Raw genomic sequence first — 25,075 nt, 5'->3', positions numbered from 1 at the left:
TTTTTAAAGTCGGTTTGAACAAGTTTTGCTATGAAGGATAGTGAATCGGCGAGGCCGGCCCGAGATCAATTCCGAGCAGCATCCAGATGATTAACATAGCCGTCCAAACGATTGAGAAAACAATCGAGTATGGGACCATGACGGAAATAAGTGTCCCAATCCCCATCTTCTTATCATACTTTTGCGCAAAGGCGATGATAATCGCGAAGTAGGTCATCAATGGTGAAATAATGTTGGTCGTCGAATCAGCGATCCGGTACGCCATTTGTGTCAGTTCCGGAGAATAGCCGAGCTGCATCATAATCGGAATGAATACCGGAGCCATAATCGCCCATTTCGCCGAGGCGCTGCCGATAAATAAATTAATCAATCCAGTCACAGCGATGAAGGCAAGAACTAACGGAATTCCCGTGAAATTCACACTCTGCAAAAACTCAGCTCCATACACACCAAGAACAATCCCCATATTCGTTTCATTGAAATAGGCAACAAATTGACCGGCCGTAAAGGCGAGAACAACAAACATCCCCATCGAAGCCATCGTATCGGACATTTGGTTCGCGACATCTTTGTCATTACGAATCGTCTTCATTAACACGCCGTACACAATCCCCGGGACGAGGAACAGCACTAAAATAACAGGGCCCAACGAGCGCATAAACGGAGAATTGGCGATCGGGTTCGGCCCTTCCCCGCGCAGAGGTCCCCATTCAGGTAACACAAGCAGAGACATAATGACAGCGACAATAACCATTGAAATACCTGCCCATGTGAGGGCGCGCTTTTCGTCTTTTTGTAAGTAGTCGATTCCCGTAGGGCTTGCCTCCAGCTTGTTTTTGTACGTGCCAAGTCTCGGTTCGACGATTTTTTCAGTGACGAACGTTCCGGCAATGGTCAAGACGAATACAGAGACCGCGATAAAGTAGTAGTTCATCGCAATATTGATCGTCTCAGCATAGGCTGGATCAAACGTCGCCGCCGCCTGTCTTGTCAGTTCGCCAAGCATCGGATCTGTGGCAGAGAGAAATAAATTCGCGCTGAAACCGGCGGAGACGCCCGCAAAAGCAGCAGCAAGCCCGGCGAGAGGATGGCGTCCTAACGCAACAAAGAGCAGCGCTCCTAATGGAGGAAGAACAACATAGCCGGCGTCGGAAGCGACGCTTGACATAATCCCGGCGAAAACCAAGGCAGCGGTAATTAAGCGGCTCGGGACAGAAGTGACAAGGCCGCGCAGCGCAGCGCTAATAAGCTGACTTCTTTCGGCGACGCCAATCCCGATCATCGTCGCGAGGACGACACCGAGCGGAGCAAAGTTGATAAAATTGCTGACCATGCTTGTGACAATATAAGCGATTCCCTCTCCGCTTAACAGATTGGTGATGGCCAACGTTTCACCGGGCTCGGTCGGATTCTCGACGCTGATGTCAAAGGAAGATAGTAGAGCGGACAGAAACACAACAACGACGGCTAATATAGCAAAAAGCGTAATCGGATGAGGCAATTTATTACCAACTCGCTCAATGAAGCTTAGAAATTTTCCGAAAATACCTTGCTTCTTTATTGAATCATCCATCAAGATAAACTCCTTTCATCATAAAATATAGAGAGTGTGCGATCTGTTTAAAAGGAAACACGATTTTGATTCTACCGTATTATTAACGGAGCGTGTACGAAAAAACAAAAAATAGTAAAAATGACCTAAAAGATATTTCAGAAAAATAAATGTATTGCTTCTATTTGCGAATTTAGTAGGGAATCATCGGAAGGATAGTCCAATAAAATTATGGTAAGCAAATTAGAAATGGAAAGAGGGGAAGTTGCTTCGATTTTTTTAAAGATAAGAAAGTAGAAAAGTTTTCGGGTTGATTCGAGGAAGGGCGTCGGCTTCTAAGAAAGGACGCTACGTGTTTTCCTATTTCCTATAATTTTATTATGTAAACAATAAAACTGACATAATGACGAAAATCAGTGAATAGGATAAAATAAAGAGGTGAAAACGCTTTCTGGCAGGCGATCACTTGTGAAAGTTGGTGAACTGAATGAAAAAACTTGTTCATGAAGACTTATCACTCGCTATAACGCGTAAGGAGTTAAAAGGAATTGTCCAGGCTTGTTTGAACCAGCAATTTCAAATATTTTGGGGGTTTCATAAAGGGACGATGATTTTGCACATTTATAATTCAGAGGAGCGGAATTTATTAACATTCCGTCGTCATAAACATTACCTCGAGCTTCTGCGGGCCCAAATCATTAGTTTCCCTGTGCTGCAAGTACTTGATTTCTCGATTCAATTTACGTTGAAAACGAGGAAGAGGCTGGAGCAAAAAAGAAAACGGACAGCCCGCGAGATTTATCAGGAGATCGACTATTATTTAATGGTCCTTCATGAAGAGCTGACGACTAACAATCAAATGAGTGTGCAGGAAATAAAACATAAACTGCAGGAGTTACGGAGGGAGCAGAAGCGTCTGGCAAAGGGCTGAGCCGCCGCCTCCTCAAGTATTGGAGAGAATCCATGGTACGGCGGCACGCAGGCTTGGGAAATGAGCATCGGCGCCGGTCACGTTTTGTCCAATGCCAATTGTCGTGCATCCCGCTTTTTTGCCCGCTTCAATATCAGCCTGCCGGTCGCCGACCATCACGCTTGCTGCAAGATCAACATCATATCTCACGGCTAAATCTTCAAGCATTTTCGAGCCTGGTTTGCGGCAGGCGCAGCCTGCATGGGGAGCGTGCGCACAATAGGCAATCGCCGTGATTCTGGCCTCGTAAGCAGCCAGCTGCCTGATCATCTCCTGATGAACCTCCTGGAGGGAAGCTTCACTCATGTAGCCAAGGCCGACGCCGCCCTGGTTTGTTACGACAAATACCGGCCAGTTCGCCCGGTTGAGAAGATGTATCGCTTCACCGACACCATCTAACAAGAAAAAATGCGATGGACGATTGACGAATCTCACTCGTTTCGATAACACTTCATTTATTACCCCATCCCGGTCTAAAAAAACAGCTTGTCTCATAATGCCTCCTTTCAAGATTAATCATAAGCAAAATTGCTGATTTTCATACGGGAAAGAGATTTTAAATAATAAAAATATTCAGAATTATATTGACTGATCGATTCTGAGCCGCTAGAATAAACGTGAATAAGCGAGGATTTTATTGTAAACGTTTTCTTGTATTATGCGTAATTTAGCTGATTACTCCAATTTAACCGCTTTTAATTCAAAGATTTTGTCGAAAAAAATGTAAACGTTTTCTTAAGATCGCCCTTTATCACTGAAAGGAGGTGGGGAAAACGACTGACTTCGCAAGACGATAACAGGTAAGGAGGAGATAATATGGGAAAAAAAAGAGGTCTTACGGTGATTTTATTTGTAAGCGTTATCATGATGCTTGCTGCCTGCGGGGGCGGAACGTCAAGCGATCCTGCACAAACTCCGGATGCACCGGCGCCTGATGCCGGCGGGGAGGCCGCAAATAATGGAGAAGTGCGAACATTTTCATTCGGCTACGACCAGCCGCAGTCCACCGGTTACGGAATCGCCGGAGAAATTTTTCGTGAGAAGCTTGAAGAATTAAGCGGCGGCAAGATGACGATTGCCCATTATCCGGGAGCTCAGCTTGGCTCAGAGCCTGAAATGCTGCAAAAGGTTCGTTCCGGAGATATTGACTTTATTATCAGTTCTACTGCGAATGCGACAACTGTAGCGGAGCAGTCAGCCGTTTTTTCCTTGCATTATATTTTTGAGGATGAAGACCACCTCGCCCGCGCCTTGGCTGATCCGGAAGTCACGCAGGCATTGAAGGATATGTTCAGTGAGTCGGTAACCGGAGCACAAGTATTGTCGCCGATGACGCTAGGTTTGCGCAATATGTATTCCAAGGATGAAATTCAGAGCGTCGACGATCTCAATGGCAAAAAAATTCGCGTACAAGCCACAAGAACCGAGGACGTGCATATGCCGGCCTATGGAGCGCAAACCGTTCATATGGCTTTTGGCGAAGTCTACACGTCACTCCAGACCGGAGTAATGGATATCGCTGAAAACGGCATTAATGTTTATTTGGAAAACAAGCATTATGAGGTTGCCCCGATCCTCTCGATTACTCAGCATGCCGCCAACAATTCCGTCGTCTGGGCGAGCGACAAAGTGATGGAAAGCTTAACGGAAGAAGAAAGGGAATGGGTTCAGGCTGCCGCTGATGAAGTCGGCAAAAACCAGCCGAAGAAGGCATTGGAGCTGGAAGCGGAGTCGTTGGCCGAACTGGAAGAGCTTGGAGTGAAAGTGGTGAAGGAGGTAGACAAGTCGGGCTTTATGGAAGCGGCCGAACCGATTCAGGATCAATTAGCGGCGGAAATGGGACCGCATGCCGAGAAAATTTTACAGCTCGTTCGTGCGTTGCGCTAAGCAAACTCGTTTTCGGTAACGGATCGCCAGCAATTTGAGCAAGGTCTGCTTCAACAGCCATTCCGTCTTTGGAGCAGACCCGTTCTACAAAAGTGAGGTGTCTGGAATGAGTCAAAAGGAAACGATTGTTTCTCAACAAGACCGCAACTTGAAATGGAAAGCATTTGATGTGCTGGAGCGGATTTTGATGATTCTTTGCGGAGTGGCGATAGCGGGCTTTACATTAGGTGTCTTTCTAGACGTCGTTACCCGCTCGATAGGTCATCCGTGGCTCTGGCTCCAAGAGGTAACATTGGGCTTCTTCGTCTACGGAATCTTTCTAGGCGCTTCGGTTGCCGTACGCCGTAATGAGCATGTCATTCTTGCCAATACAACTGAAAATTTGCGAGGAGCAAGCCGCGTACTGCTGGAAACATTTAACCGTCTTGTCGTACTCGGTGTTGCTCTGTCGTTATTGTATTTCGGCTACATCAATTTTCTGCACGGCTTTCAAAGCTATTTGATGCCTTCAATGACCCCGATCGCTGTCTTGACCGTCATTCTTCCCATTTCCGGGGTGCTGATCTCCCTCTTTACGATTGAGCAGCTCATTAATGGGTGGAAAAAAGGATTTCATACGCACTCGATGTTTGAGGAAAACAAGTCGGATGAAGAGGAGATGACCGGATAATGTCAGCTGGAATGATAATCGGATTAATGAGCTTTCTGTTTCTCTTTTTTGGTGTAATTGGCGTGCCTGTTGCCTTTGCGATTATTGCCAGCGTGCTCGTTGCCACCTTGTTCACAGAGATCAGCCTTCCTTCAATGGTCGGTCAGCTGTTTAACGGGATTAACTCCGTCCCGCTGATGGCGGTTCCATTTTTCCTGCTTGCCGGCGAGCTGATGGCCTCAACGAATATTACCGAGCGGATTATCCGCCTGGCCAACAGCCTGGTCGGTCATATTCGCAGCGGGCTGGCCCAAGTAAACACCGTTTTCAGTCTGTTTTTCGCGGGGATGTCTGGTTCCTCAACCGCTGATGTGGCTGCGGCGACGAGAATCCTCGCTCCGCAGATGAAAAATGAAGGCTATCATCCGGCCTTTACCGCGGCGTTGATCGCCGCAACGGCGACATTGGCCAATATCGTGCCGCCGAGCATTATGGCGATCATTTACGGGGCGAGCGGCGGAGTTTCGATTATCGGCATTTTTCTTGGAGGAATTATTCCCGGCATCTTAATCGCCGGCGGCTTTATGGTGTATTGTTTCTTCTTTCAGGCGCCGCCGATTCGCAAACAGCGCTCGACCTTTGTGGAAATCAGCCAGTCAGCAAAGAGGGCGGCGCTTCCGCTGATGATTCCGTTTATTATTATGGGCGGAATTTTGAGCGGCTGGTTTACGCCGACAGAAGCCGGGATGATTGCCGTCGTCTACACGATCTGCGTCGCGATTCCCGTCCTAAAAAAGAGCCATTTGCGCCATCTTCATAAAGATTTTATGAATGCCGGCGTCCTCTATTCGGTGCCGTTAATCTGCGTCGCGGCAGCCTCGGCGTTCGGCTGGATGATTGCTTACTTAAAAGCGCCCGAAGTCGTTTCCGGCTATATCGAGCGCTTTGCCGGCACCAATCCGATTTTGATTATGTTTCTTGTCATCCTGATGTTTATTGTTGTCGGCCAATTTGTCGATGCGGTTCCGGCGATCATTATTTTTATGCCGATTGTCATTTCCCTTGTCGAACTTGGCAATATCAACCCGGTTCATATGGGGGTTATCGTCATTATCACGCTTGCCTTCGGTTTAATTACACCACCGTACGGCCTCGCTTTGCTTTTGGCGTCCGGGTTGTCAAAGGTCCGCTTTAAAGACGCTTTGCTGCAATGCTTGCCGATGTATGGAGTGTTTATTATCACCTTGACGATCGTCGTCTTTTTCCCTGATACGGTGCTGTATTTGCCGAAGGTCTTTATGCCGGAATCAGTCGGCTGCTTTGTCGGACCGGAAGGCGGCTATATTTGTCCATAACGGAAAACAAAAAAATATGAGCGAAAAGAGCTGATCGAGATGAATCAACGAGTTGCTTTAGTCACCGGGGCAGCAAGCGGGATAGGCCGTGCTGTTTCGGAAGCTTTTTTCAAGGAAGGAGTGACCGTCTGTCTTGCTGATCGCGATTTGCAACAGGCGGAAGCTGTCGCTGCGGTGTTCAGGGAATACGGCGGGCGGGCAAGCGCCTATCAGGTTGATGTCAGGAATGAGGAGAGCGTTGAAGCGCTGTTTGACGATATCGGCCAGCAGTTCGGCAGGCTTGATCATTGCGTGACGTGTGCCGGCGTGATTAATAAAACGAAGCTGCTTGAGCTGACGTTGGCTGAATGGGAGGAGGTTATACGGATCAATTTAAGCGGCACATTTCTTTGCGTGCAGAAATCATATGAGCTGATGCTGCCGCAAAAGACCGGCAGCATCGTCGCGATTGCTTCGGACACGGCGAAGCGCGGCGGTGGAAGAATCGGCACCGCCGCCTACGGTGCGTCAAAAGGCGGCGTGCTGGCGATGGTGAAATCAATCGCCAGAGAGATGGCCGGGTCGGGAATCCGGATAAACAGCATTTGTCCGGGCCCGGCCGATACGTCGATGCATCATCAGCTGAACGAGGAATTACGGGAAAGTGTCGCAGCCGCTATTCCGCTTGGGCGGTTTGCGAAGCCGGAAGAGATTGCGAATGCCGTTCTGTTTCTCTGTTCGGATAAAGCGAGCTATGTGTACGGCGAAAGTTTGAATGTCGATGGCGGGATTTTAATGGAATAATGCCAAATTGAGGCGAAGGAGATGATTCGATTGACGAAGAAAGTAAAGCTTGCCGTAGTCGGAATCGGCAGAATATCAACGGCTCATATTCGCAGCATCTTGCAGGCGAAGGAAAAGGCTGAGCTTGTCGCTGTCATGAGCAGAAACCGCAGCCGGGCTGAAAAAGCAGCGAAAGAGTACGGCATTCCGTCCATCTATACCGAATATGAGGAGCTATTAAATAATCCTGAAATTGACGGTGTTATTCTTTGCACACCAAATGAAGTGCATGCGGAGCAGGCGATCGCTGCGGCGCAGGCCGGCAAGCACATCCTTGTCGAGAAGCCGATGGCGATGAGCGTTGAAGATGCTGAAAAAATGGTTGAAGCGGCCGACAGGCACCATGTTACGCTGATGATCGCGCAATGCCGGCGCTTTTTTAAGGCGGCACGCGCCGCCAAAGCTTCGCTGAAACAGAAACAAATCGGTGAAGTGATCGACACAACTCATTATTTAGGTGTGTCGTTTGACCGGGTACTGACGGAATGGTGGAACGAAATGAAGCATCTCATTGTTGAGTTAAACGCCCCTCATCCGCTCGATACGACATTGTATCTTCTTGAGGAAGCACCGGAAACGGTCTATGCGGTCGGCGGAAGCTTCAGCGACCAGCTGACCGGCACAAGTCAGGCGACGATTGTGTTGACATTTCCTTCAGGAAAAACAGCAACGGTTCATCTCTCCTTTCATTGCGCGCCACCTTATAATGAGCGAATTATCGTCGGCACAAATGGGACGATGCGGATTAAGGATGAAAAAGATTTATGGATCGCTGATGAGCTAATGGTGACAGAGCCGTACGGCTCCTATCTTGATGGCGGCGTCAATTTCGAGCGGCAAATGGCGGAGTTTTGCGAAGCGATCATTGATGGGCGTGAGCCGATTGCTTCCGGAAGAGAAATCGTTACGCTGATGAGAGTGCTTGATGCTGTCAAGCAGTCGCTAGATCAAAAGCGGGTGATTTCACTTGCAGAAAAAGGAGAGGGGGTGAAGCAATGAAGCAGCTGCCAATTAAAGTGGGCGATTCGGTTCAATTCAGCAAAACGATTGGCGAGACCGATGTGTATTTGTTCGCCGGGATTACCGGGGATTTAAGTCCGAATCACGTCAATGAGCAGTACATGAGCAAAACAGCTTATAAGAAAAGAATCGCTCATGGCGTGCTTTCGGTCGGCTTTGCCTCGACGACTTCAACATTAATGGTTGAAAAAACCGGCTTGCCTGCCGTCTCATACGGCTATGACCGGATCCGCTTTATTCAGCCGATTTTTATCGGCGATACGATAACCGTGTCATATACGATTACCGAAGTGGACGAAGGCGGGCAAAAGACAAAGGCGTCGATTGAAGTCCGCAATCAGGATGACGAGCTTTGTACCGTCGCAACACATATTTTAAAATTCATCGACAGGGAGGACTAAAGTATGAAGATTGAATTGAACGGGCAGGTCGCGATCGTAACCGGAGCGAGCACAGGAATTGGGGCGGCGGTTGCGAAAGGGCTTGCCGAAGCTGGCGCCCAAGTTGTCGTCAATTATAACAACAGCAAAGAGAAGGCGGAAGAGGTTGTTTCCGAGATTGAAAGAAAAGGAGGACGCGCCATCGCGGTCCAGGCCGATGTATCACGCAAGGAAGAAGTGGAAGCCTTATTTGCGCAAACGGTTGACACCTATGGCAAGCTGAATCTTTTAATCAATAATGCCGGCGGTCTGTTAAAGCGAACCGCGATTGAGGAAATGGAGGAAGAGCTGTGGGACCGCGTCTTTGAAGTTAATGCGAAATCGGTCTTTTTATGCTCGAAGCAGGCGATTCCACTTTTGAAACAGCAGGGAGGGGGCAAGATTATTAATCTCTCCTCACAGGCTGCGAGAAATGGCGGCGGTGGCGGTTCGATCGCTTACGCCTCTTCAAAAGGGGCGGTAAGCACGTTTACAAAGGGGCTGGCGAAGGAACTCGCTTCCGCAAATATTCTCGTAAACGGGATTGCTCCGGGAATTATCGCGACGCCGTTCCATGATCGCTACACGCCAGAGGAGATGCGGGCGAAGATGCAGATGCAAATCCCGCTCGGCCGTGAGGGGACACCGGAGGAATGTGTCGGTGCGGTGCTGTTTCTCGCTTCTGAGGCAGCCGATTACATGACTGGCGAAATGATCGAAGTCAATGGCGGCACCTTAATGGACTAAGGGCGGATGAGGGATGACGAATAATCTAGCAGATGTCTTAATGAAAAGCCTGGAGAAAGTGACGGAGATCGAAAAGAAAGTGAGCGATTTTCCTCATATTACGAAGGACGGAAAATGGCTGACATTCCGCTACGGTCATTGGACCGGCGGTTTTTGGACGGGATTGCAATGGATCAAATCACTCTATGAGACCGATCAGCAGAAGGCGCTTCAGCAGGCGGCAGCTTGGGCGCGAAGGTTGAAAGCCCGGACGGATGACAACAAGACGCATGATATGGGCTTTCTTTTCGGCCCGAGCTGCGTAATGGGCGAGCGTCTGACAAGTGACGGCCAGCTGAAAGAGCTGGCGATTGCCGGCGCCTATAATATGAGCGATCTTTACGAGGAGCGAGCAGGATTGATTTTGGCTTGGGATGAGCCGGGCTATGAAGGTGTCGCCATCGTTGATACGATCATGAATTTACCGCTCATGGTCTGGGCAAGTCAAGAAACAGGGAACGAAAAACTGGCGCAAACCGCCATACAGGTTGCCGACAACATCATCCGCTATCATGTGCGTGCGGATGCTTCCACCTATCATACAGTGCGCTGGGACACCGAGTCCTTTGCTGTTGTTGAACGGGGGACGCATCAAGGCTTTTCCGCCGAAACTTGCTGGTCCCGCGGGCAGGCCTGGGCACTGTATGGATTTGCCAATATGTATCGCTATACGGGGGAGAAGCGCTATCTTGACTGCTCCGCCAGGCTCGCTGACTACTTCTGGGACCATCTTGACGACGGAACGACTTTGCCGCGCTGGGATTTTTATTTTAGAAATGAGCCGGATGCGCCGATTGATTCTTCGGCGGCGAGCATTGCCGCAGCCGGGATGCTCCTGCTTGCCGACCAATCACCGGCGGAGCAGGAGGCGCGCTGGCATAAGCGCGGCGAGCTTCTTGTTCAGGCGCTGGTTGACCATTGCTTTTCGCCCCGGTCTGATTGCTATGGCTTGATTGAAAGAGCGACCGTTGATCAGCCGCGCCGCTCCGGGATCGGCGAGTCGACGATGTACGGTGATTATTATTTCGTTGAGGCGTTATACCGCTTAATTCATAAAAACGATCACGAGCGATTGGCGCTTTTCTATTAACTGGCAAAAAAAGGGGATGAGAGAATGGAAATCCTGTCTGCCAAAGAAGCAGCGGCTTTGATTCAGTCCGGACAGACGATAAGCGTCTCCGGAAATGGAGAAATGCTGCTGCCGGATGAGATCTTGCAACAGCTTGAGCAACGTTATTTGGAAACAGAGCAGCCTGATCAGTTGACGCTCGTGTACAATGTCATTCCCGGAGCACAGCGCAGCGGCACGGGAATTGACCGCTTTGCCCACAAAGGAATGGTGAAACGAATGTATGCCGGAAGCTATTATACGCTGAAGGTAGATCGATTAAACACATTAATTGCTGAAAACGAGGTAGAAGCTTATTTAGTGCCATACGGGGCGCTTTACAATATGGTCCGGGCCGCCGCCGCCCATCAGCCCGGCATTCTGACAGCGGTAGGCCTGCATACGATGGTGGATCCGCGCATGGCGCAAAACAAATTAACGCCACGAACGACGGAGGAGCTGGCGACCGTTCAGGTGATCGACGGCCAGGAATTTTTATTTTACAAAGCGCTGCCTTCCGATGTCGCGATCATCCGGGCGACAACGGCCGATGAAGATGGCAATCTGTCGCTGGAGCATGAGCCTAATTCCATCGGAATCCTCCACCAGGCAATGGCGGCGAAAAACAATGGCGGCATCGTGATTGCCCAGGTCTCTCAGCTCGCCGAACGCGGCAGCATTCATCCGAAGACAGTGACGGTCCCGGCAATCTTTGTCGATTATGTTGTTCTCGTTCCTGAGCAAATGAAGAATATGCCATACAATCCGGCCTGGACCGGCGATATTCGCCTCCCTGTCAAACAGCTTGCTCCGGCACCGCTCGATTACAAAAAAGTGATTGCGCGCCGGGCAGCAATGGAGCTTGAGCCTGGGGCGCTTGTCAACTTCGGTTTCGGTGTTAGTGCCGGCGTGCCGCAAATCGCCGCTGAAGAAGGCATTGCCGAGCAGGTGATTTTCAACGTCGAGCACGGCCCGGTCGGCGGAATTCCGAACAATAAAGAAGCGTTTGGCGCCGGCGTGAATATGATGGCGGTTATGGATGCTCATGCAATTTTTGATTTTTATGATGCCGGCCGGCTCGATATGACCTGCCTCGGAATGGCCCAGATAGCCTCGGATGGCAGCATTAATGTCAGCAAGGTTAACGGCAAATATAATCTCGGCGGCTTCATCGATATCGTCCATGCGACGAAAAAAATTGTCTTCTGCGGCTCGTTTACAGCAGGGCAATTACATGTCGCGATTGAGAATCAGGCGATTCGCATCATCCACGAGGGCCGGTATAAAAAATTTGTCACCGAGCTCGCGCATCTCACCTTTAATGGCCGTGAAGCGCTGAAAAAAGGGCAGGAAGTTTATTATGTGACAGAGCGCGCCGTCTTCACTTTGACAGATAAAGGGGTAACGTTAATCGAGATTGCGCCGGGAGTTGAGCTGGAGCGCGATATTTTGCAGCAAATGGAGTACCGGCCGCATATTGCAGAGGAACTTACTTATATGGATAAACGCATTTTTTCCCCGGAAAAAATCGGACTAGATGAAGCGGAGCGATTTGCAGGGAAACAATCAAGGAGGTATGCAAGATGAAAAAAGATCTAAAGCTGTCAGGGGTCATCCCCGCTAATTTATTGCCGTTTACAAGCGATTTGGACATTGATGAAAGAAATTACCGCCGCCATCTCCGTGCATTGATTGAGACGCCCGGAGTTAGCGCGATCACAACAAATGGTCATGCCGCTGAAATCGCGACATTAACCCGGGAGGAGCAGCAGCGCAGCCTGGGGATCACCGTCGAAGAGGCAGACAAGGAAATTCCGGTCATTTGCGGAATTTATGCCGATGGAACGAAGCAGGCCGCCGAGCTGGCGAAAATGGCTGAACGGGAAGGGGCAGATTGCTTATTAATCTTTCCGTCAGCTGTGCTCGATCTGGGCGCGCAGCTCAGACCTGAAATGGCTTATCGGCATTATGAAGCAATCGCCGAAGCGACATCGTTGCCAATGATCGCCTTTGTGTATCCGGTCACGTCGGGACTGCATTTGCCGACCGAAACCGTTGTCCGGATTTGCCGTGACATTGATCAAGTGGTGGCGATCAAAGAATGGTCCAATGACATTAGCGTCTATGAGCGCAACTATCGCGAGCTGAAGGCCCTGCCGAAGCATATATCTGTTTTGACGAGCTTCAGCAAGGCGTTGCTTCCTTCGCTTTGCATCGGGGCGGACGGCATTTTATCCGGACACGGTAGTATGATTGCCGAAATTCAGGCCGCTTTGTTCGACGCCGTGCAAAAGGGTGACCTGGCATTGGCAAGAGAGCATGCCGCCCGCCTCTATCCGCTCGTACAGGTTTTCTATGCCGAGCCGTTTATCGATATGCATAACCGGATGAAGGAAGCGATCGCGATGCTCAGCCGGATTGACGAAGCACACGTCCGTCCGCCGCTTCAACGCATCTCCGCTGAAGAAAGGGAACAGATCAGAAAGGCGCTGATTGAAGCGCGTTTGCCAGGCTCGGAAAATCTCCGCTAAAGCAGGTGAAGACGATGAACAGATTGGCAAAGCAAGTCGTGGCGATTACAGGAGCAGGAAAAGGAATCGGGCGCGCGGCGGCGCTCAAATTTGCCTCGGAAGGCGCGGCCGTGCTCGTTACCGACCAATATGCCGCTGATGCCGAAAAGACGGTGAGGCTGATTGAAGAGCAGCAGGGGAAGGCATTTCCGTTAGCGGTGGATGTGCGCGACAAGGAGGCTGTCAGCGAAATTCCGGCAATTGCCCAGGAGCAGTTTGCCGCCCCGTTAACTGTTATGGTTAATAATGCCGGCATCCAGCAAGTGAAGGATATTTTAACCATTACGGCAGATGATTGGGACCGGATGCTTGACATCAATGCGCGAGGGAGCTTTTTCGGGATGCAGGTGGCAGCGGCGGCGATGAAACAGAACCACACTGGCGGAGTCATTATCAACGTCGCGTCGGTGATGGGCAGGAACGGTCATCCGCTCTACGCCCATTATGCGGCCTCGAAAGCGGCGATCATCAGTTTAACGAAATCGTTCGCTCTTGCACTTGCTGATACGGGCATTCGGGTTAATGCGGTTGCACCCGGGATTGTTGATACGGCATTATGGGAGAGATGCGACCGGGAGTGGGCGGAGCTGAAAGGAATGAAGGTCGGGGAACCAAAGCGGCAGCGGATTGGCGAAGTGCCGCTGGCACGCGCCGGTACGCCCGACGATGTCGCCGGGGCGATTGCCTTCCTCGCTTCCCGTGAAGCGGACTATGTAACAGGAGAGTGCCTCCATATTAGCGGCGGGGCCTTTATGCTATAAATTACGTTCAGGAAAGGGGAAAAGAAATGACCGTAGCAAGTGAACTGATTCAATTTGAAAAACGAACAAATAAAGTGGCGGTGCTGACGCTTAACAATCCGCCCTTGAATGTGACGACGCTCGAAGCGACGAAGCAGTTGCGTTCCATTTTGCAAGAAATTGAAGCGGATGATGAAGTACGGGTCGTCATTTTAACCGGTGCCGGTGAAAAAGCATTTTGCGCCGGCTCGGATATTAACGAATTTCCAAGCGTGCGGGATGATGTTATCGGAAAAAAGCTAAGAAAGGAAAACGAAGCTTTCAACGCGATCGAGGCGCTGCCAAAACCGGTTATCGCCGCGATCAATGGTGTCGCCTGCGGCGGCGGCGGAGAAATAGCGTTAGCGTGTGACATCCGGATTATCGCTGAAACGAGCCGCATTGGCTTTCCAGAGGTTAATTTAGGTGTCTTTCCGGGAAGCGGCGGGTTATTCCGTCTTCCGCAAGTCGTCGGCGAAGCGAAGGCTCTCGAGCTGATGTATTTCGGCGATTTAATCGACGCTAAGGAGGCTTACCGCATCGGACTAGTCAATGAAGTGGTTCCTGACGACGACGTTTTTGATTACGCGCTTCGTCTTGCAGAAAGACTTGCACAAAAGCCAAAGGCATCATTAAAAGCGATTAAACAAGGAGTTAAGCGATCAGCGAGATTGACCGTTGCCGAGAATACGGAGCTGACGCTGGAACTGAGTGATCGGGTTTTTCAAACGCGCGATTGTGAGGAAGGCGTTAAAGCGTTCTTTGAAAAAAGAGAGCCGAGGTTTGAGTAAAGATGCGGCTCACATCCTATTAAAATCAAGAGGTAGACAAAAGGCGAAGCGCGCCCTTTGTCTACCTCTTTTCAACGCCAGCTTCCTCTGGAAATTCTCACTCCGGCTCGATTTTTGCATCGAGGATCATCGATAAAAGCTGCAATCGCTGACTGGAGCTGACGTAGCGGACAGTCCGGTTAAAGAAGCGGTCCGAATTGACCCGGTGAACGAAAACAAGGTTTTTTTCCGGCACAATATCGATCGATTGCCCGTAGCGGCCGACAGCAGAATAAAGGCCGACATCGGCAAACTCTTTTTCTGCGACCCACCACATATAGCCGTAGCCATATTCATTGGAGGAAGGCGCATGTGCATGAGCCTGCGTGCTCACCTCGACCCATTCCTCGGGGATAATTTGCTTTCCTTCCCATTGTCCGTTTTGCAAATAAAGTTGTCCGAAACGCGCCATGTCACGGGCTGACATCCGGAAAAGGTAGGATGGATGCAACGAACGGCGCAGTTCATACTTATAGCTTCCATCCTCAGGCTCAAAATCTTCCATTCCAAGCGGCAGGGCAATTTTGTGATAAAACTCATCAAATAAATCTTTGCCGGTCAGATTATTGAAGATCGTTCCTAACACATTGAAGTCCCAATTATTATAGTAGAAATACGAACCAGGGAGGTGAAGCTCCCGTTCAGGCCGCCGCCATCTCATCATTAAAGATTCCTCTCCGGCTCTTAAAAAGATACCGGAACGTGACGTTAATAAGTCTTCAATTTGCGCCTCTTTTTCCATCTCCGTCAACGCGACGCGATCTTCAATCCCAAGCTCACGCAGCGTTTTCGATAAAGCGATCGTCCCTTCCTGAACATGAATTCCGTACAGCGCGCTTAAATAGCTTTTGCGAATGGAATGGACGTTGCTTTTCTGACTTGTGTTCCCCCAGGAGAATAACACTTTTCCGTCATAAATCGCCATCGCCGCCGTTGAGCCAAGCGATCGGTAAAATTTGCGGGCTTCTTCAAGCTTTTCTTCCGACCAGCCGATCTCTTCGAGGTTTTCATGCTTCGGCCAGGTCGACTCCGTTTTAAGAAGCGGTGTGTCTTGATACCCGATTATGAGAAGAGCAATCATATTTATCATCCCTGCTAGTATAATGATCGTTCTTTTTTCGCGTTTACTCATAAATGACCCATTCCTAACTCGTTCGATTACATGAAGGAATACTTGCCGCTTGACTCGTCTTGATCTCCCGCCGTTTCGTCTTTGCCGTTGAAACATTAATTCTGCCGACAATGTAATGACCGTATTTCCACTTATTTAACACGAAAATCGTCAACATGGAAAAGGTGGTACTGACAAGAAACAAGACAAGAATCGTAAAAATGCCAAAATTCAGCGGAGTGTAATCAAAAAGAATAATTAACAAGGCCATGTACATCGTATGAAGCAAATAGATGCCGTACGAATATTGGCTGATTTTAATAAATAACTGCGGAACGGTTTTCATCTTCATCGCAAAATAAAGGACAAAAACGATTACGCTGCATGTATGAAACAGTATATCAACCCGCTTTGAACTGTCAATGGTAAAGCCATTATGATAGGAAAGAAGCAAGACAGCGCCGCTGACAAACGGGGCGATCAAGACCCAAACTTTATACTTTTTAATCATCGCTGAAAAAGTCTCATAGTGAGAACCGATGTAATAGGCTAAAGTAAAGTAAAAGATCCAGCCTGGAAATGGAATCCAATAATAGCGCTCCCAAATGTAATCGGCAAACGGCAGCGCGACCGGGTCGGTAAAATTGAACACGGACAAATAAATGACATTGAGAATGAGAGATAAGCCGATCACCTTTAAAGGCGGATGGCGGTCAAGCCAGCTGCGGCCCCAGACGAAAAATAAATAAAATTGAAAAATAATCAGGACGAAGTAGGCATGGAAATCGCCGATAAAAATGTTTAAAAACGCTTTTTTGGCGAACTCTCCTGAAGAAACGAGCAAATAAGGGAAAGCATAAAGAAATCCCATACAGACGTAAGGAATCAAAATAAATTTGACCCGTTTTGCTAAAAAATTTTCCGGGATCTCCTTTTGTCCTTTGTAGCTGAATCCGAGAATGAGCGCCGTGATAAAGATGAACGTCGGCGTACCATAATATAGGAACATATTGACTGAATCAAGCACTAGCTTACTGTAGTTCGGCAAGGCCGCAAGGAAGCTAATATAGTCCATGCCCCAGTCAATCGAGTGGAGAAGGACTATGCTTAAACAGGCGATGCTTCGTAAAAAAGAAATTTCATGCAAATATTGTTTGCCCATAAGAGATCATCATCTTTCTTTATGTGATAAAATCCGTCATCGCATCTCTCGTCTTGCTTCTCTAATCCCCTTTCACGTAGAAAGAAAACACTGTACTATGTAATTTGAAGTATAGTAGATAACCAGAAAAAAGTAAAAAGCCGATCAAACAGGAGCTAAGCGCCAAAAAAGGGAGTAAAACCCTTTTAATTCCAAAAGGTGGACGGGATAAGCATAGTAGAAAGGTGAAAATCAACGGGTCTTTCGTTCTGTTTATTTGGATAAAATTTGTAACAGAAGTAATTTTGTTAAGGCTGTCTTTCGTATCTTGAAAAACTGTGTAATGTCACAAAAAAGAATGAAAGAAAGATTATTTTGATAATTTCACATACCGTATTTCTTTAAAAATGAAAAAACGTCAAAACCGCGATTAAAGAAGTTAGCAAGCCATTTAGCGGACGGTTTTCAGGTTGATGGAAACAAAAACAGACAGGGAGAACAGAAATCATGATGGCTCAGCAAACGGGGCGAGTACATGCCGAGAAATAGAAAAAACTACTAAAGTAAAAAAGCACGTTGTATACTTACTAGTAAGGGGTTTATAGAGGAGGAATGAAAAGATGAAAATATTAATCGTTGGAGCAGGAGCAGTTGGAGGCTATTTTGGCGCAAGATTAATTGAAAAGGGAGAAGACGTGACCTTTTTAGTACGTGAAAAGCGAAAGCAGCAGCTGCTTGAAGATGGCCTCGTCGTAGAAAGTAAGCACGGGGATGTAAGCGTTATCCCGCAAGTGATCACCGCTGCGGATCAAGGGTCGTTCGATGTTGTTTTAATTGGGACAAAAGCGTATCATCTCGATCAGGCGATTGACTCTGTAAAACCGTTTGTACATAGCAAAACGATCATTATTCCAATGCTGAACGGAATTGCGCACATTGAACAGCTTCAGCAAGCTTTTTCAAAGGAACAGGTGTTGGGCGGTCTCTGTTTCATTGAATCGACCGTGACGGCAGACGGAATCATCCAGCAAACGAGCGGCATTCATCATTTCCTGTTCGGGGAGCTTGATGGACAAGCAACAGAGCGGCTTAAGCAGCTTGAGGACGTTTTTTCCGGAACGAAAGGAAAGTTTAAAGCGAGCAACTCGATCATGAGCGAATTGTGGAATAAATATTTGTTTATTACAGCCATGTCCGGGGTGACGACATTATTCCAGCAGCCGATCGGGCCGATCCTTGAATTGGAGGAAGGCCAGGAAGTTATTAAAACCGTCATCAATGAAATCACTCAGGTAATGCGGGCGGAAGGCGCTCCAATTGCCGAAGAGGTGGAAGCAGAACAATATGGCCGTTTCATCGCATTGGACTATAAAATGAAATCATCCATGCAGCGCGATATGGAAAAAGGCGCCCCGGTAGAGGTCGACCATCTCCAAGGGTACCTGCTTAAAAAAGCACAGCACCATAAGATTGAAACCCCTGTATTAAAAAGCATTTATGTCAACGTCAAGCTCTATGAAAAGAGCCGATCATAGCATATGACGCTTCAGCCCGTCGACCTTCCCGTGAATGAGGTCGACGGGCTTTTTCAGCTAAAATGAGTGGAAGGAACCGTTTATTTCAGGATATACCCGCTGTCATTCGTCCGGATTTGCAGAACACTTTGTGTCCCAGTCTCTGTTCTGCTGAAAGCGGTCATTTTTATCCAGCCGTTCCTCTAGAAAAACAAACAAACATTCGGTACAATGGAGGAAGAGATTGGTGAGGTGAGCGGATGTTTAAAGAAACGTTAGAACAGCTATTAGCTGAGTTACGAGATGGTGAGGATTTTAAAGAGCGAATAGTCCATTGGCGCGAAATGAAGGAAGTGCCGGCGCGGACCAGGCCGTTTCCTGAATTTATCGATGACCGTTTAAAGCAGGCTTTACAACGGAGGGGAGTTTCCGAGCTTTACCTCCATCAGCACGAGGCGGTCAGCTATGCCGCCAGGGGGGAGAATTTTGTGGCGGTTACTCCGACCGCTTCCGGGAAAACACTGTGCTACAATCTGCCTGTTCTTGAGGAGATTTTAAAGGATGAGGAAAGCCGGGCGCTTTATTTATTTCCAACGAAGGCTTTAGCGCAGGACCAGAATAGTGAGATTAATGAAGTAATAGAGGAAATGGGAGGTAAGGTAAGATGTTTTACGTATGATGGCGATACGGCACCGACGATTCGCCAAACGGTCCGGAAAGCAGGTCATATTGTAATTACCAATCCCGATATGCTCCATTCGGCGATTTTGCCGCATCATACGAAATGGGTCGCGTTTTTTGAGAACTTGAAATACATTGTTATTGATGAATTGCATACGTATCGCGGCGTATTCGGCAGCCATGTCGCCAATGTCCTTCGCCGCTTGAAGCGGATTGCCCGTTTTTATGGCAGTGACCCGCAATTTATTTGTACGTCGGCAACGATTGCCAACCCGCAAGAGCTGGCTGAGCAACTGACAGGTGAGCCGATGCGGTTAATTGATCAAAACGGGGCGCCCCAGGGGAAAAAGCATTTTCTCTTTTATAATCCGCCGATTATTAATGAGCCGCTGCATATCCGGCGGAGCGCGACCGTTGATGTTAATATGCTCGCCAAACGTTTTCTCGAGAATCATATTCAGACGATCGTGTTTGCCCGGAGCCGGGTGCGGGTGGAGATCATTTTAAGCCATTTGCAGGCTCTTGTTGAAAAAGAACTCGGCCCGAAATCGATCCGCGGCTACCGCGGCGGTTATTTACCGAAGCAGCGGCGGGAAATTGAGCAGGGCTTGCGTCAAGGTGAGATTATCGGCGTCGTCAGCACGAATGCGCTTGAGCTTGGCGTCGATATCGGCCAGCTCCAGGTATGTATTATGACCGGCTATCCGGGATCTGTCGCCAGCGCCTGGCAACAGGCCGGACGGGCCGGCAGACGGCAAAATGAAGCGGTGATTATTATGGTGGCGGGTTCCACCCCACTTGATCAGTATATTGTCCAGCATCCGGAATATTTCTTTGAGCGTAGCCCGGAATCGGCCCGGATCAATCCGGACAATCTCATTATTTTGATTGACCATATTAAATGCGCTGCCTATGAGCTGCCATTTAAGCAGGGAGAAACCTTTGACGGGGTGGAGCTTGACGATATTCTTGAGTTTCTTGCGGAAGAGCAGGTGCTGCATCAGCGTGGGAAGAAATGGTACTGGATGAATGACGCGTTTCCGGCTCATGGTATCAGCCTCCGTTCGGCGTCGCAGGAAAATGTCGTGATCATTGACCAAAGCGACCGCGCTCATCACCGGGTGATCGGGGAAATGGATCGCTTCAGCGCGATGACCTTGCTGCATGATGAGGCGATTTATCTTCATCAAGGGGTGCAGTACCAGGTGGAATATCTTGACTGGGAGGAGAAAAAAGCGTTCGTCCGGGAAGTTTCGGTTGAATATTTTACCGACGCGAATCTGGCTGTGCAGCTTCGGGTGTTGGAAGAGGATGAGCAGCGCGCTGAGCCGGAGGCGACCATTCATTACGGGGATGTAATGGTTAACGCCAAGGCAACGATTTTCAAGAAAATAAGGCTCTCAACCTTTGAAAATATCGGCTCCGGCCCGATTCATCTGCCGGAAGAAGAGCTCCATACAAGTGCGATGTGGATCAGCTTTTCCAGTGAAATAGTCGAGCAATTTGGCGAAGCGCCGTTTGACCAGGCATTGACTGGGCTTGCTCAGCTTCTGCAGCAGGTTGCGCCGGTATTTGTCATGTGTGACCGTCATGACCTTCATGTTGTTCCGCAAATGAAGGCCGAGCATTCTGAGCTTCCGACGATTTTTCTCTATGATCGTTATCCCGGGGGAATTGGGCTGGCGAAAGAGGTTTATCGACACCTGCCGACAATTCTTGCCCAAGTTTACGATTTGCTGAATTCGTGCCGGTGCGAACATGGCTGTCCGTCCTGTGTCGGTGCCGCTTCCGACAGCGGAATTAACACAAAAGCGCTCGTGAAAAGATTCATTTCCTTATTACGCAAAGCAGAGGAGAGACATGTATGATGAAGCAAAAGCTTCAACGGATGAAACAGCATCTGCAGCTTCAGGAAAAACAGCCTTCGTCCGTCGGCAGTGAGGGCGCCGTTTCAGCTCAGCAGAAAGTGCCGTTTGAAAAAGAATGGAAGGAGCGGCAAGTAAGCGCTCATTGGTTCGAGGACGAATATACGCTGGTAAGGAATCAGCAGTATTCGCTGAACCATCAGCATGGTCGTTTTCGCTTCAGCGCTGTGGAAGAGGCAGTGGCCAGATGGCAGGACCATCTATGGCATCATCCACTGTCGGCGAAAGGTCGTCAAGTGGATGACCTGTTGTTCTTTGATACGGAAACGACCGGCCTGAGCAGCGGAGCCGGCAATACGATTTTTTTATTAGGCTATGCGAAAATCGAAGCTGGAGAAGTGCGCGTCAAACAATATTTTTTGCCTGGACCGGAGCATGAGGTGGCGCTATACCATCATTTTTTAACGGATGTGACAGACTTGCGCAATCTTGTGACCTATAACGGAAAATCGTTCGATTGGCCGCAGGTGAAAACGCGTCACACGTTTGTGCGTGATCAGGTGCCGAAGCTGCCTCAATTTGGTCATTTTGATTTATTACATGCGGCGAGAAGACTATGGAAGGAAGCATTGCCAAGCTGCAAGCTTTCTGTCGTTGAAGAACAGGTTCTGCAATTTGAGCGGGTGGAAGATACCCCGGGCTATATGGCGCCAATGCTTTATTTTGATTTTTTGCAGGAGCAGCATCCGGATTATATGAAAGGGATTTTCCAGCACCATGAGTGGGATGTGCTTTCGTTAATGACGTTATATGCCTGTCAATCGATGCTCGTGCTTGATTGGCTCCAGCAGGAGAGCCGGCCATCGCGGCGGGAAGCCTATGAAATCGCGCGCTGGTATGAAGCGGTAGGGGAGAGCGAGCTGGCTTCGTCTCTGTATGCTCAGTTACTTGACGGAGATGATGACATCGCTGAACACGCCCGTTTTGCTTATGCGACCGGGTTAAAGCGGCAGGAAAAGTGGGAAGACGCATTTTTCCATTTTCAACGTCTCACCTCGTTATCCGCCCATTCCTTTGAAGCTGCGATTGAGTGTGCAAAGCTGGCTGAGCATAAAAGGAAAGACCCGGAACAGGCGATTTATTATAGTGAACTTGCGGCGCGCCATTTACCTGCCAACGAAAAGCAAAAGCAGCTTCATCGCCAGCTTCGGCAAAGGATGGAGCGCTTATTGAAAAAGGCGGGAAAGAAATAAAAAGCTATTTCCTGGGGAAGCGCAAAAAGACTGATTTTCCTACAAAAATCAACAATTTTGTGAACGCGCAATAAAGACTAGTTTTCTTCCTTAAAAAGTCAATTGTCAATGAGCTGAAAATCATTTACAATATGAGCGAAATCAATTAAAAGGATGAGTGAACGAAGATGTATCGCACCATATTAGTATTGTTTTTTGTGATCATTGGCCTAACTTTGTTTGTGATGAGTGAAATTCGCGACGGGGCGTTTGCCTTTCTATAAGACGAAGCGGCAGGATTTGCTTATAAATAGGTGAAACAACTAGTACAACTACATAGTGACTAACATAGGTTAATATTGACTCACAATAAAAGGAGGAAATAAAACTTATGCATTGTCCACCGAAAGTAAATCATTGTCCGCCAAGACCGAATCATTGTCAATTGCCAACTACGACGCAGGTTATGCCAGCTCAGGTACACCCAACACAGCACAATATCGTAGAGAAAACATGCGAATATATTGTCCCAGAAGTGTATCCGACGCATACAACAAACGTGACGAACCATGTGTATAAGCATGTAAAAAGCTTCCCGCAAACTCAATCCTTTGATCAAACAATCAGCAACCAGCAGTTTGTTGCTCCTTCTCAAGGGTTTGGAGCACCGGTAGCTGGCGCGATGACGTCACCACGCCCGAATATGATGGGACAAATGGGAATGAATGGTCCTGTGATGGGTGCGATGAGTCAAGCGAATGCCCCTGTCATGGGAGCAATGAGCCAGGCAAACGCACCTGTGATGGGCGCGATGAGCCAAGCGAATGCGCCTGTCATGGGTGCGATGAATAACATGAAGGGCAATAAATCATGTGGATGCTAAGTAAATAGCAAAACGTGAGAGAGCAGGCTGAAGACCAGTTTGCTCTTTTTTTGAAAGGATGTGACTATGAAAACACTGGCTGTTTCCGGTTATAAAGCGCATGAATTAGGTATTTTTGATCAAAAGCATCGAGGGATTTATTATATTAAGAAAGCAATTGAACAGCGGCTGCGCGCATTTGCCGATGAAGGGCTCGAGTGGGTGATTATTAGCGGACAGCTGGGCGTAGAGTTATGGACAGCCGAGGTTGTTTATCAGCTTAAGGATGATTTCCCCTCCCTGCAATTGGCTGTATTGACGCCTTTTTTGCAGCAGGAGGATAATTGGCAGGAGGCAACGAAACAGTATTATCAGGAACTGCTATCCAAAGCAGACTTCGTCGACAGCATTACAAAGCGCCCTTATGAAAGTCCGGCTCAGCTGCGGTTGAAAAATGAATTTATTATTAGCAAAGCAGAAGGATTATTATTGCTGTATGATGAAGAGAAGATCGGCTCTCCCCATTACTATTTGGAGGTTGCCAAAAAACGCCAGCAAACCGAGGACTTTCCGGTCTACTTTATTACCCCTGAAGATCTGGATTTGCTCATTTCGGACGAGCAAAGCTGGGAATAAAGGCGTGGAACAAGGAACTCCCGCTTACGAAGACAAATTGACAAGTTCAAGAACTTTTGAAAAAATAGAGTAAGCTGTACATATATGCTGCATAGTAGAGGTGATAAAATTGAATCAACAGGATATTCGTTTTACAGCAAAGGACATTTTGGAAAAAGACTTCAAAACAAGTATGAGAGGCTATAGCCCTGACGAGGTAGACAAATTTTTAGATGCTATTATCCAAGACTACGAAGCTTTTCAAAATAAGGTAGCGAGTCTGGAACAAGAAAACGCCCAATTAAAGCGCGAGGTAAAGAAGCTGTCTGAACGCAGTCAGCGACAAACGCCGGCCCCGGCGGCCGGGAATACAAACTATGACATTCTTCAGCGACTTTCAAATCTGGAGAAGAAGGTTTTCGGGAGCAAGCTTTACGAGTGAGCGAAAAGAGAATGGTTGATGTCTATATCGATGGGGCCAGCGCTGGCAATCCCGGCTTCTCGGGCGCTGGTATTTTTATTAATTATAAAAATGGACAGGTGGAGCATCATTCGATTCCCCTCGGTTTGTTATCGAACCATGAGGCCGAGTATGAAGCGCTGCTCCTAGCGCTTGATTTATGTCTGGAGCGCGGTTTGACGATGGTTTCATTTCGAACCGATTCCAAGCTGATTGATGAGGCGGTTGAAAAGCGCTATGTGAAAAATAAACGTTACCAGCCTTATTTGCACAAAGCGCTCGAAAAAATCGATACATTTGATCTGTTTTTTATGAAATGGGTGCCAAGTAACCAAAATAAAGACGCCGACCAGCTGGCGAGAAGGGCGATTCGGGAGAACGCTAAATAATACCATTGATTTGACTGACGTTTTAGCATATAATTAAATTTGTCGCTTAAGACTGCTTCAAGCATTCAGGTAACCGCTGCATGCGTTAGTATGTAGAGGAAAGTCCATGCTCGCACGAGCTGAGATGCTCGTAGTGTTCGTGCCTAGCCAATTCATAAGCTAGGGTAGTCCGGTTTCGACTGGGCTAACGGCAAGGGAAGCACCTACGTCTTCGTGATATGGTGTGAGCCCTTTGAAAGTGCCACAGTGACGTAGTCCGCCTGGAAACGGGTGGAGTGGAACGCGGTAAACCCCTCGAGCGAGAAACCCAAAATATGGTAGGGGCATTTTCCCGGCTGGAAATGAACAGCCTGGAAGAACAAAGAGATTTCTTTGTAGATAGATGGTTACCACCGGAGTACGAGGCTCATCACCGTTTGAAGTACAATGGTACAGAACATGGCTTATCGAATGCTTAA

General features: G+C 48.4%; 24 protein-coding genes and 1 other RNA gene. 21 read left to right on the top strand and 4 right to left on the bottom strand.

The window, feature by feature from the left end; translation table 11 throughout:
• Positions 1-28: 28 nt before the first annotated feature.
• Complete coding sequence (locus ABMB67_RS02085) at positions 29-1,573, bottom strand: AbgT family transporter (RefSeq protein ID WP_251222318.1); 1,545 nt, start codon at positions 1,571-1,573, stop codon at positions 29-31.
• 466 nt (positions 1,574-2,039) lie between these two features.
• Between ABMB67_RS02085 and ABMB67_RS02080 the strand changes: the two genes are divergently transcribed.
• Positions 2,040-2,483 carry a YkzI domain-containing protein gene (locus tag ABMB67_RS02080; protein WP_354570956.1) on the top strand — a complete coding sequence of 148 codons (444 nt, stop codon included), beginning with the start codon at positions 2,040-2,042 and terminating at the stop codon, positions 2,481-2,483.
• Positions 2,484-2,495: 12 nt separating this feature from the next.
• Here ABMB67_RS02080 and ABMB67_RS02075 read toward each other — a convergent pair whose 3' ends face one another.
• Entirely contained in the window at positions 2,496-3,017 is a 522-nt protein-coding gene (locus ABMB67_RS02075) for a D-glycero-alpha-D-manno-heptose-1,7-bisphosphate 7-phosphatase (RefSeq protein WP_251194028.1), read from the bottom strand.
• A 321-nt stretch (positions 3,018-3,338) separates the two neighbouring features.
• On the opposite strand from ABMB67_RS02075, the gene ABMB67_RS02070 reads away from it, so the two are divergent.
• From ABMB67_RS02070 to ABMB67_RS02015, 12 genes are all read left to right on the top strand, one after another.
• Positions 3,339-4,409 carry a TRAP transporter substrate-binding protein gene (locus tag ABMB67_RS02070; protein ID WP_251222317.1) on the top strand — a complete coding sequence of 357 codons (1,071 nt, stop codon included), beginning with the start codon at positions 3,339-3,341 and terminating at the stop codon, positions 4,407-4,409.
• Positions 4,410-4,515: 106 nt separating this feature from the next.
• Positions 4,516-5,079, top strand: a complete 564-nt coding sequence (locus ABMB67_RS02065; RefSeq protein ID WP_251194031.1) for a TRAP transporter small permease — start codon at positions 4,516-4,518, stop codon at positions 5,077-5,079.
• Positions 5,079-6,413 carry a TRAP transporter large permease gene (locus tag ABMB67_RS02060; RefSeq protein ID WP_251194032.1) on the top strand — a complete coding sequence of 445 codons (1,335 nt, stop codon included), beginning with the start codon at positions 5,079-5,081 and terminating at the stop codon, positions 6,411-6,413. Before ABMB67_RS02065 ends, ABMB67_RS02060 begins: the two co-directional genes overlap by 1 nt.
• A gap of 39 nt (positions 6,414-6,452) precedes the next feature.
• The gene (locus ABMB67_RS02055; protein WP_251194033.1) at positions 6,453-7,196 is read left to right on the top strand and encodes an SDR family NAD(P)-dependent oxidoreductase; all 744 of its coding nucleotides are present in this window, start codon (positions 6,453-6,455) and stop codon (positions 7,194-7,196) included.
• A gap of 30 nt (positions 7,197-7,226) precedes the next feature.
• On the top strand, positions 7,227-8,234 hold the full coding sequence (locus ABMB67_RS02050; protein ID WP_354570955.1) for a Gfo/Idh/MocA family protein: 1,008 nt from the start codon (positions 7,227-7,229) through the stop codon (positions 8,232-8,234).
• Complete coding sequence (locus ABMB67_RS02045; RefSeq protein ID WP_251194035.1) at positions 8,231-8,656, top strand: MaoC/PaaZ C-terminal domain-containing protein; 426 nt, start codon at positions 8,231-8,233, stop codon at positions 8,654-8,656. Before ABMB67_RS02050 ends, ABMB67_RS02045 begins: the two co-directional genes overlap by 4 nt.
• 3 nt (positions 8,657-8,659) lie before the next feature.
• A complete protein-coding gene (locus ABMB67_RS02040) occupies positions 8,660-9,421 on the top strand; it encodes an SDR family NAD(P)-dependent oxidoreductase (RefSeq protein ID WP_251222313.1) in 762 nt (253 codons plus the stop codon).
• A 13-nt stretch (positions 9,422-9,434) separates the two neighbouring features.
• A complete protein-coding gene (locus ABMB67_RS02035) occupies positions 9,435-10,550 on the top strand; it encodes a glycoside hydrolase family 88 protein (protein ID WP_251222312.1) in 1,116 nt (371 codons plus the stop codon).
• Positions 10,551-10,574: 24 nt separating this feature from the next.
• Positions 10,575-12,155 (top strand): acyl CoA:acetate/3-ketoacid CoA transferase, encoded by a 1,581-nt coding sequence (locus ABMB67_RS02030; protein WP_354570954.1) that lies wholly within the window; start codon positions 10,575-10,577, stop codon positions 12,153-12,155.
• Positions 12,152-13,099, top strand: a complete 948-nt coding sequence (locus ABMB67_RS02025; protein ID WP_354570953.1) for a dihydrodipicolinate synthase family protein — start codon at positions 12,152-12,154, stop codon at positions 13,097-13,099. Before ABMB67_RS02030 ends, ABMB67_RS02025 begins: the two co-directional genes overlap by 4 nt.
• Before the next feature lie 14 nt (positions 13,100-13,113).
• Positions 13,114-13,899 carry an SDR family NAD(P)-dependent oxidoreductase gene (locus tag ABMB67_RS02020; protein ID WP_354570952.1) on the top strand — a complete coding sequence of 262 codons (786 nt, stop codon included), beginning with the start codon at positions 13,114-13,116 and terminating at the stop codon, positions 13,897-13,899.
• A gap of 26 nt (positions 13,900-13,925) precedes the next feature.
• Complete coding sequence (locus tag ABMB67_RS02015; RefSeq protein WP_251222308.1) at positions 13,926-14,708, top strand: enoyl-CoA hydratase/isomerase family protein; 783 nt, start codon at positions 13,926-13,928, stop codon at positions 14,706-14,708.
• A gap of 97 nt (positions 14,709-14,805) precedes the next feature.
• On the opposite strand, the gene ABMB67_RS02010 is transcribed toward ABMB67_RS02015, so the two are convergent.
• Both ABMB67_RS02010 and ABMB67_RS02005 read right to left on the bottom strand, forming a co-directional pair.
• Positions 14,806-15,879 carry a serine hydrolase domain-containing protein gene (locus tag ABMB67_RS02010; protein ID WP_354570951.1) on the bottom strand — a complete coding sequence of 358 codons (1,074 nt, stop codon included), beginning with the start codon at positions 15,877-15,879 and terminating at the stop codon, positions 14,806-14,808.
• Between the two features lie 13 nt (positions 15,880-15,892).
• Positions 15,893-17,020: an acyltransferase family protein gene (locus ABMB67_RS02005; RefSeq protein WP_354570950.1), complete on the bottom strand. Its 1,128-nt coding sequence runs from the start codon at positions 17,018-17,020 to the stop codon at positions 15,893-15,895.
• A gap of 599 nt (positions 17,021-17,619) precedes the next feature.
• Here ABMB67_RS02005 and ABMB67_RS02000 point away from each other — a divergent pair.
• From ABMB67_RS02000 to rnpB, 8 genes are all read left to right on the top strand, one after another.
• Positions 17,620-18,534, top strand: coding sequence for a ketopantoate reductase family protein (locus ABMB67_RS02000; RefSeq protein WP_354570949.1), 915 nt, complete (start codon positions 17,620-17,622; stop codon positions 18,532-18,534).
• Between the two features lie 239 nt (positions 18,535-18,773).
• Positions 18,774-21,062 carry a DEAD/DEAH box helicase gene (locus ABMB67_RS01995; RefSeq protein WP_354570948.1) on the top strand — a complete coding sequence of 763 codons (2,289 nt, stop codon included), beginning with the start codon at positions 18,774-18,776 and terminating at the stop codon, positions 21,060-21,062.
• Entirely contained in the window at positions 21,059-22,312 is a 1,254-nt protein-coding gene (locus ABMB67_RS01990; RefSeq protein ID WP_354570947.1) for a ribonuclease H-like domain-containing protein, read from the top strand. Before ABMB67_RS01995 ends, ABMB67_RS01990 begins: the two co-directional genes overlap by 4 nt.
• A 370-nt stretch (positions 22,313-22,682) precedes the next feature.
• Complete coding sequence (locus tag ABMB67_RS01985) at positions 22,683-23,174, top strand: spore coat protein (RefSeq protein WP_354570946.1); 492 nt, start codon at positions 22,683-22,685, stop codon at positions 23,172-23,174.
• A 66-nt stretch (positions 23,175-23,240) separates the two neighbouring features.
• Positions 23,241-23,789, top strand: a complete 549-nt coding sequence (locus tag ABMB67_RS01980) for an SLOG family protein (RefSeq protein WP_354570945.1) — start codon at positions 23,241-23,243, stop codon at positions 23,787-23,789.
• A gap of 109 nt (positions 23,790-23,898) precedes the next feature.
• Complete coding sequence (gene gpsB / locus ABMB67_RS01975) at positions 23,899-24,210, top strand: cell division regulator GpsB (RefSeq protein WP_251222300.1); 312 nt, start codon at positions 23,899-23,901, stop codon at positions 24,208-24,210.
• An 11-nt stretch (positions 24,211-24,221) separates the two neighbouring features.
• Positions 24,222-24,617: a reverse transcriptase-like protein gene (locus ABMB67_RS01970; protein WP_251222628.1), complete on the top strand. Its 396-nt coding sequence runs from the start codon at positions 24,222-24,224 to the stop codon at positions 24,615-24,617.
• Between the two features lie 61 nt (positions 24,618-24,678).
• Positions 24,679-25,068, top strand: an RNA gene (gene rnpB, locus ABMB67_RS01965) — RNase P RNA component class B.
• Positions 25,069-25,075 lie beyond the last annotated feature (7 nt).

The sequence above is a fragment of the Halalkalibacter oceani genome, from assembly GCF_040544555.1.
GTDB lineage: Bacteria > Bacillota > Bacilli > Bacillales > Bacillaceae_D > Halalkalibacter > Halalkalibacter oceani.
The sequence above is the reverse complement of the archived record's forward strand: the minus strand, read 5'-3'. Positions and strand labels throughout refer to the sequence as shown.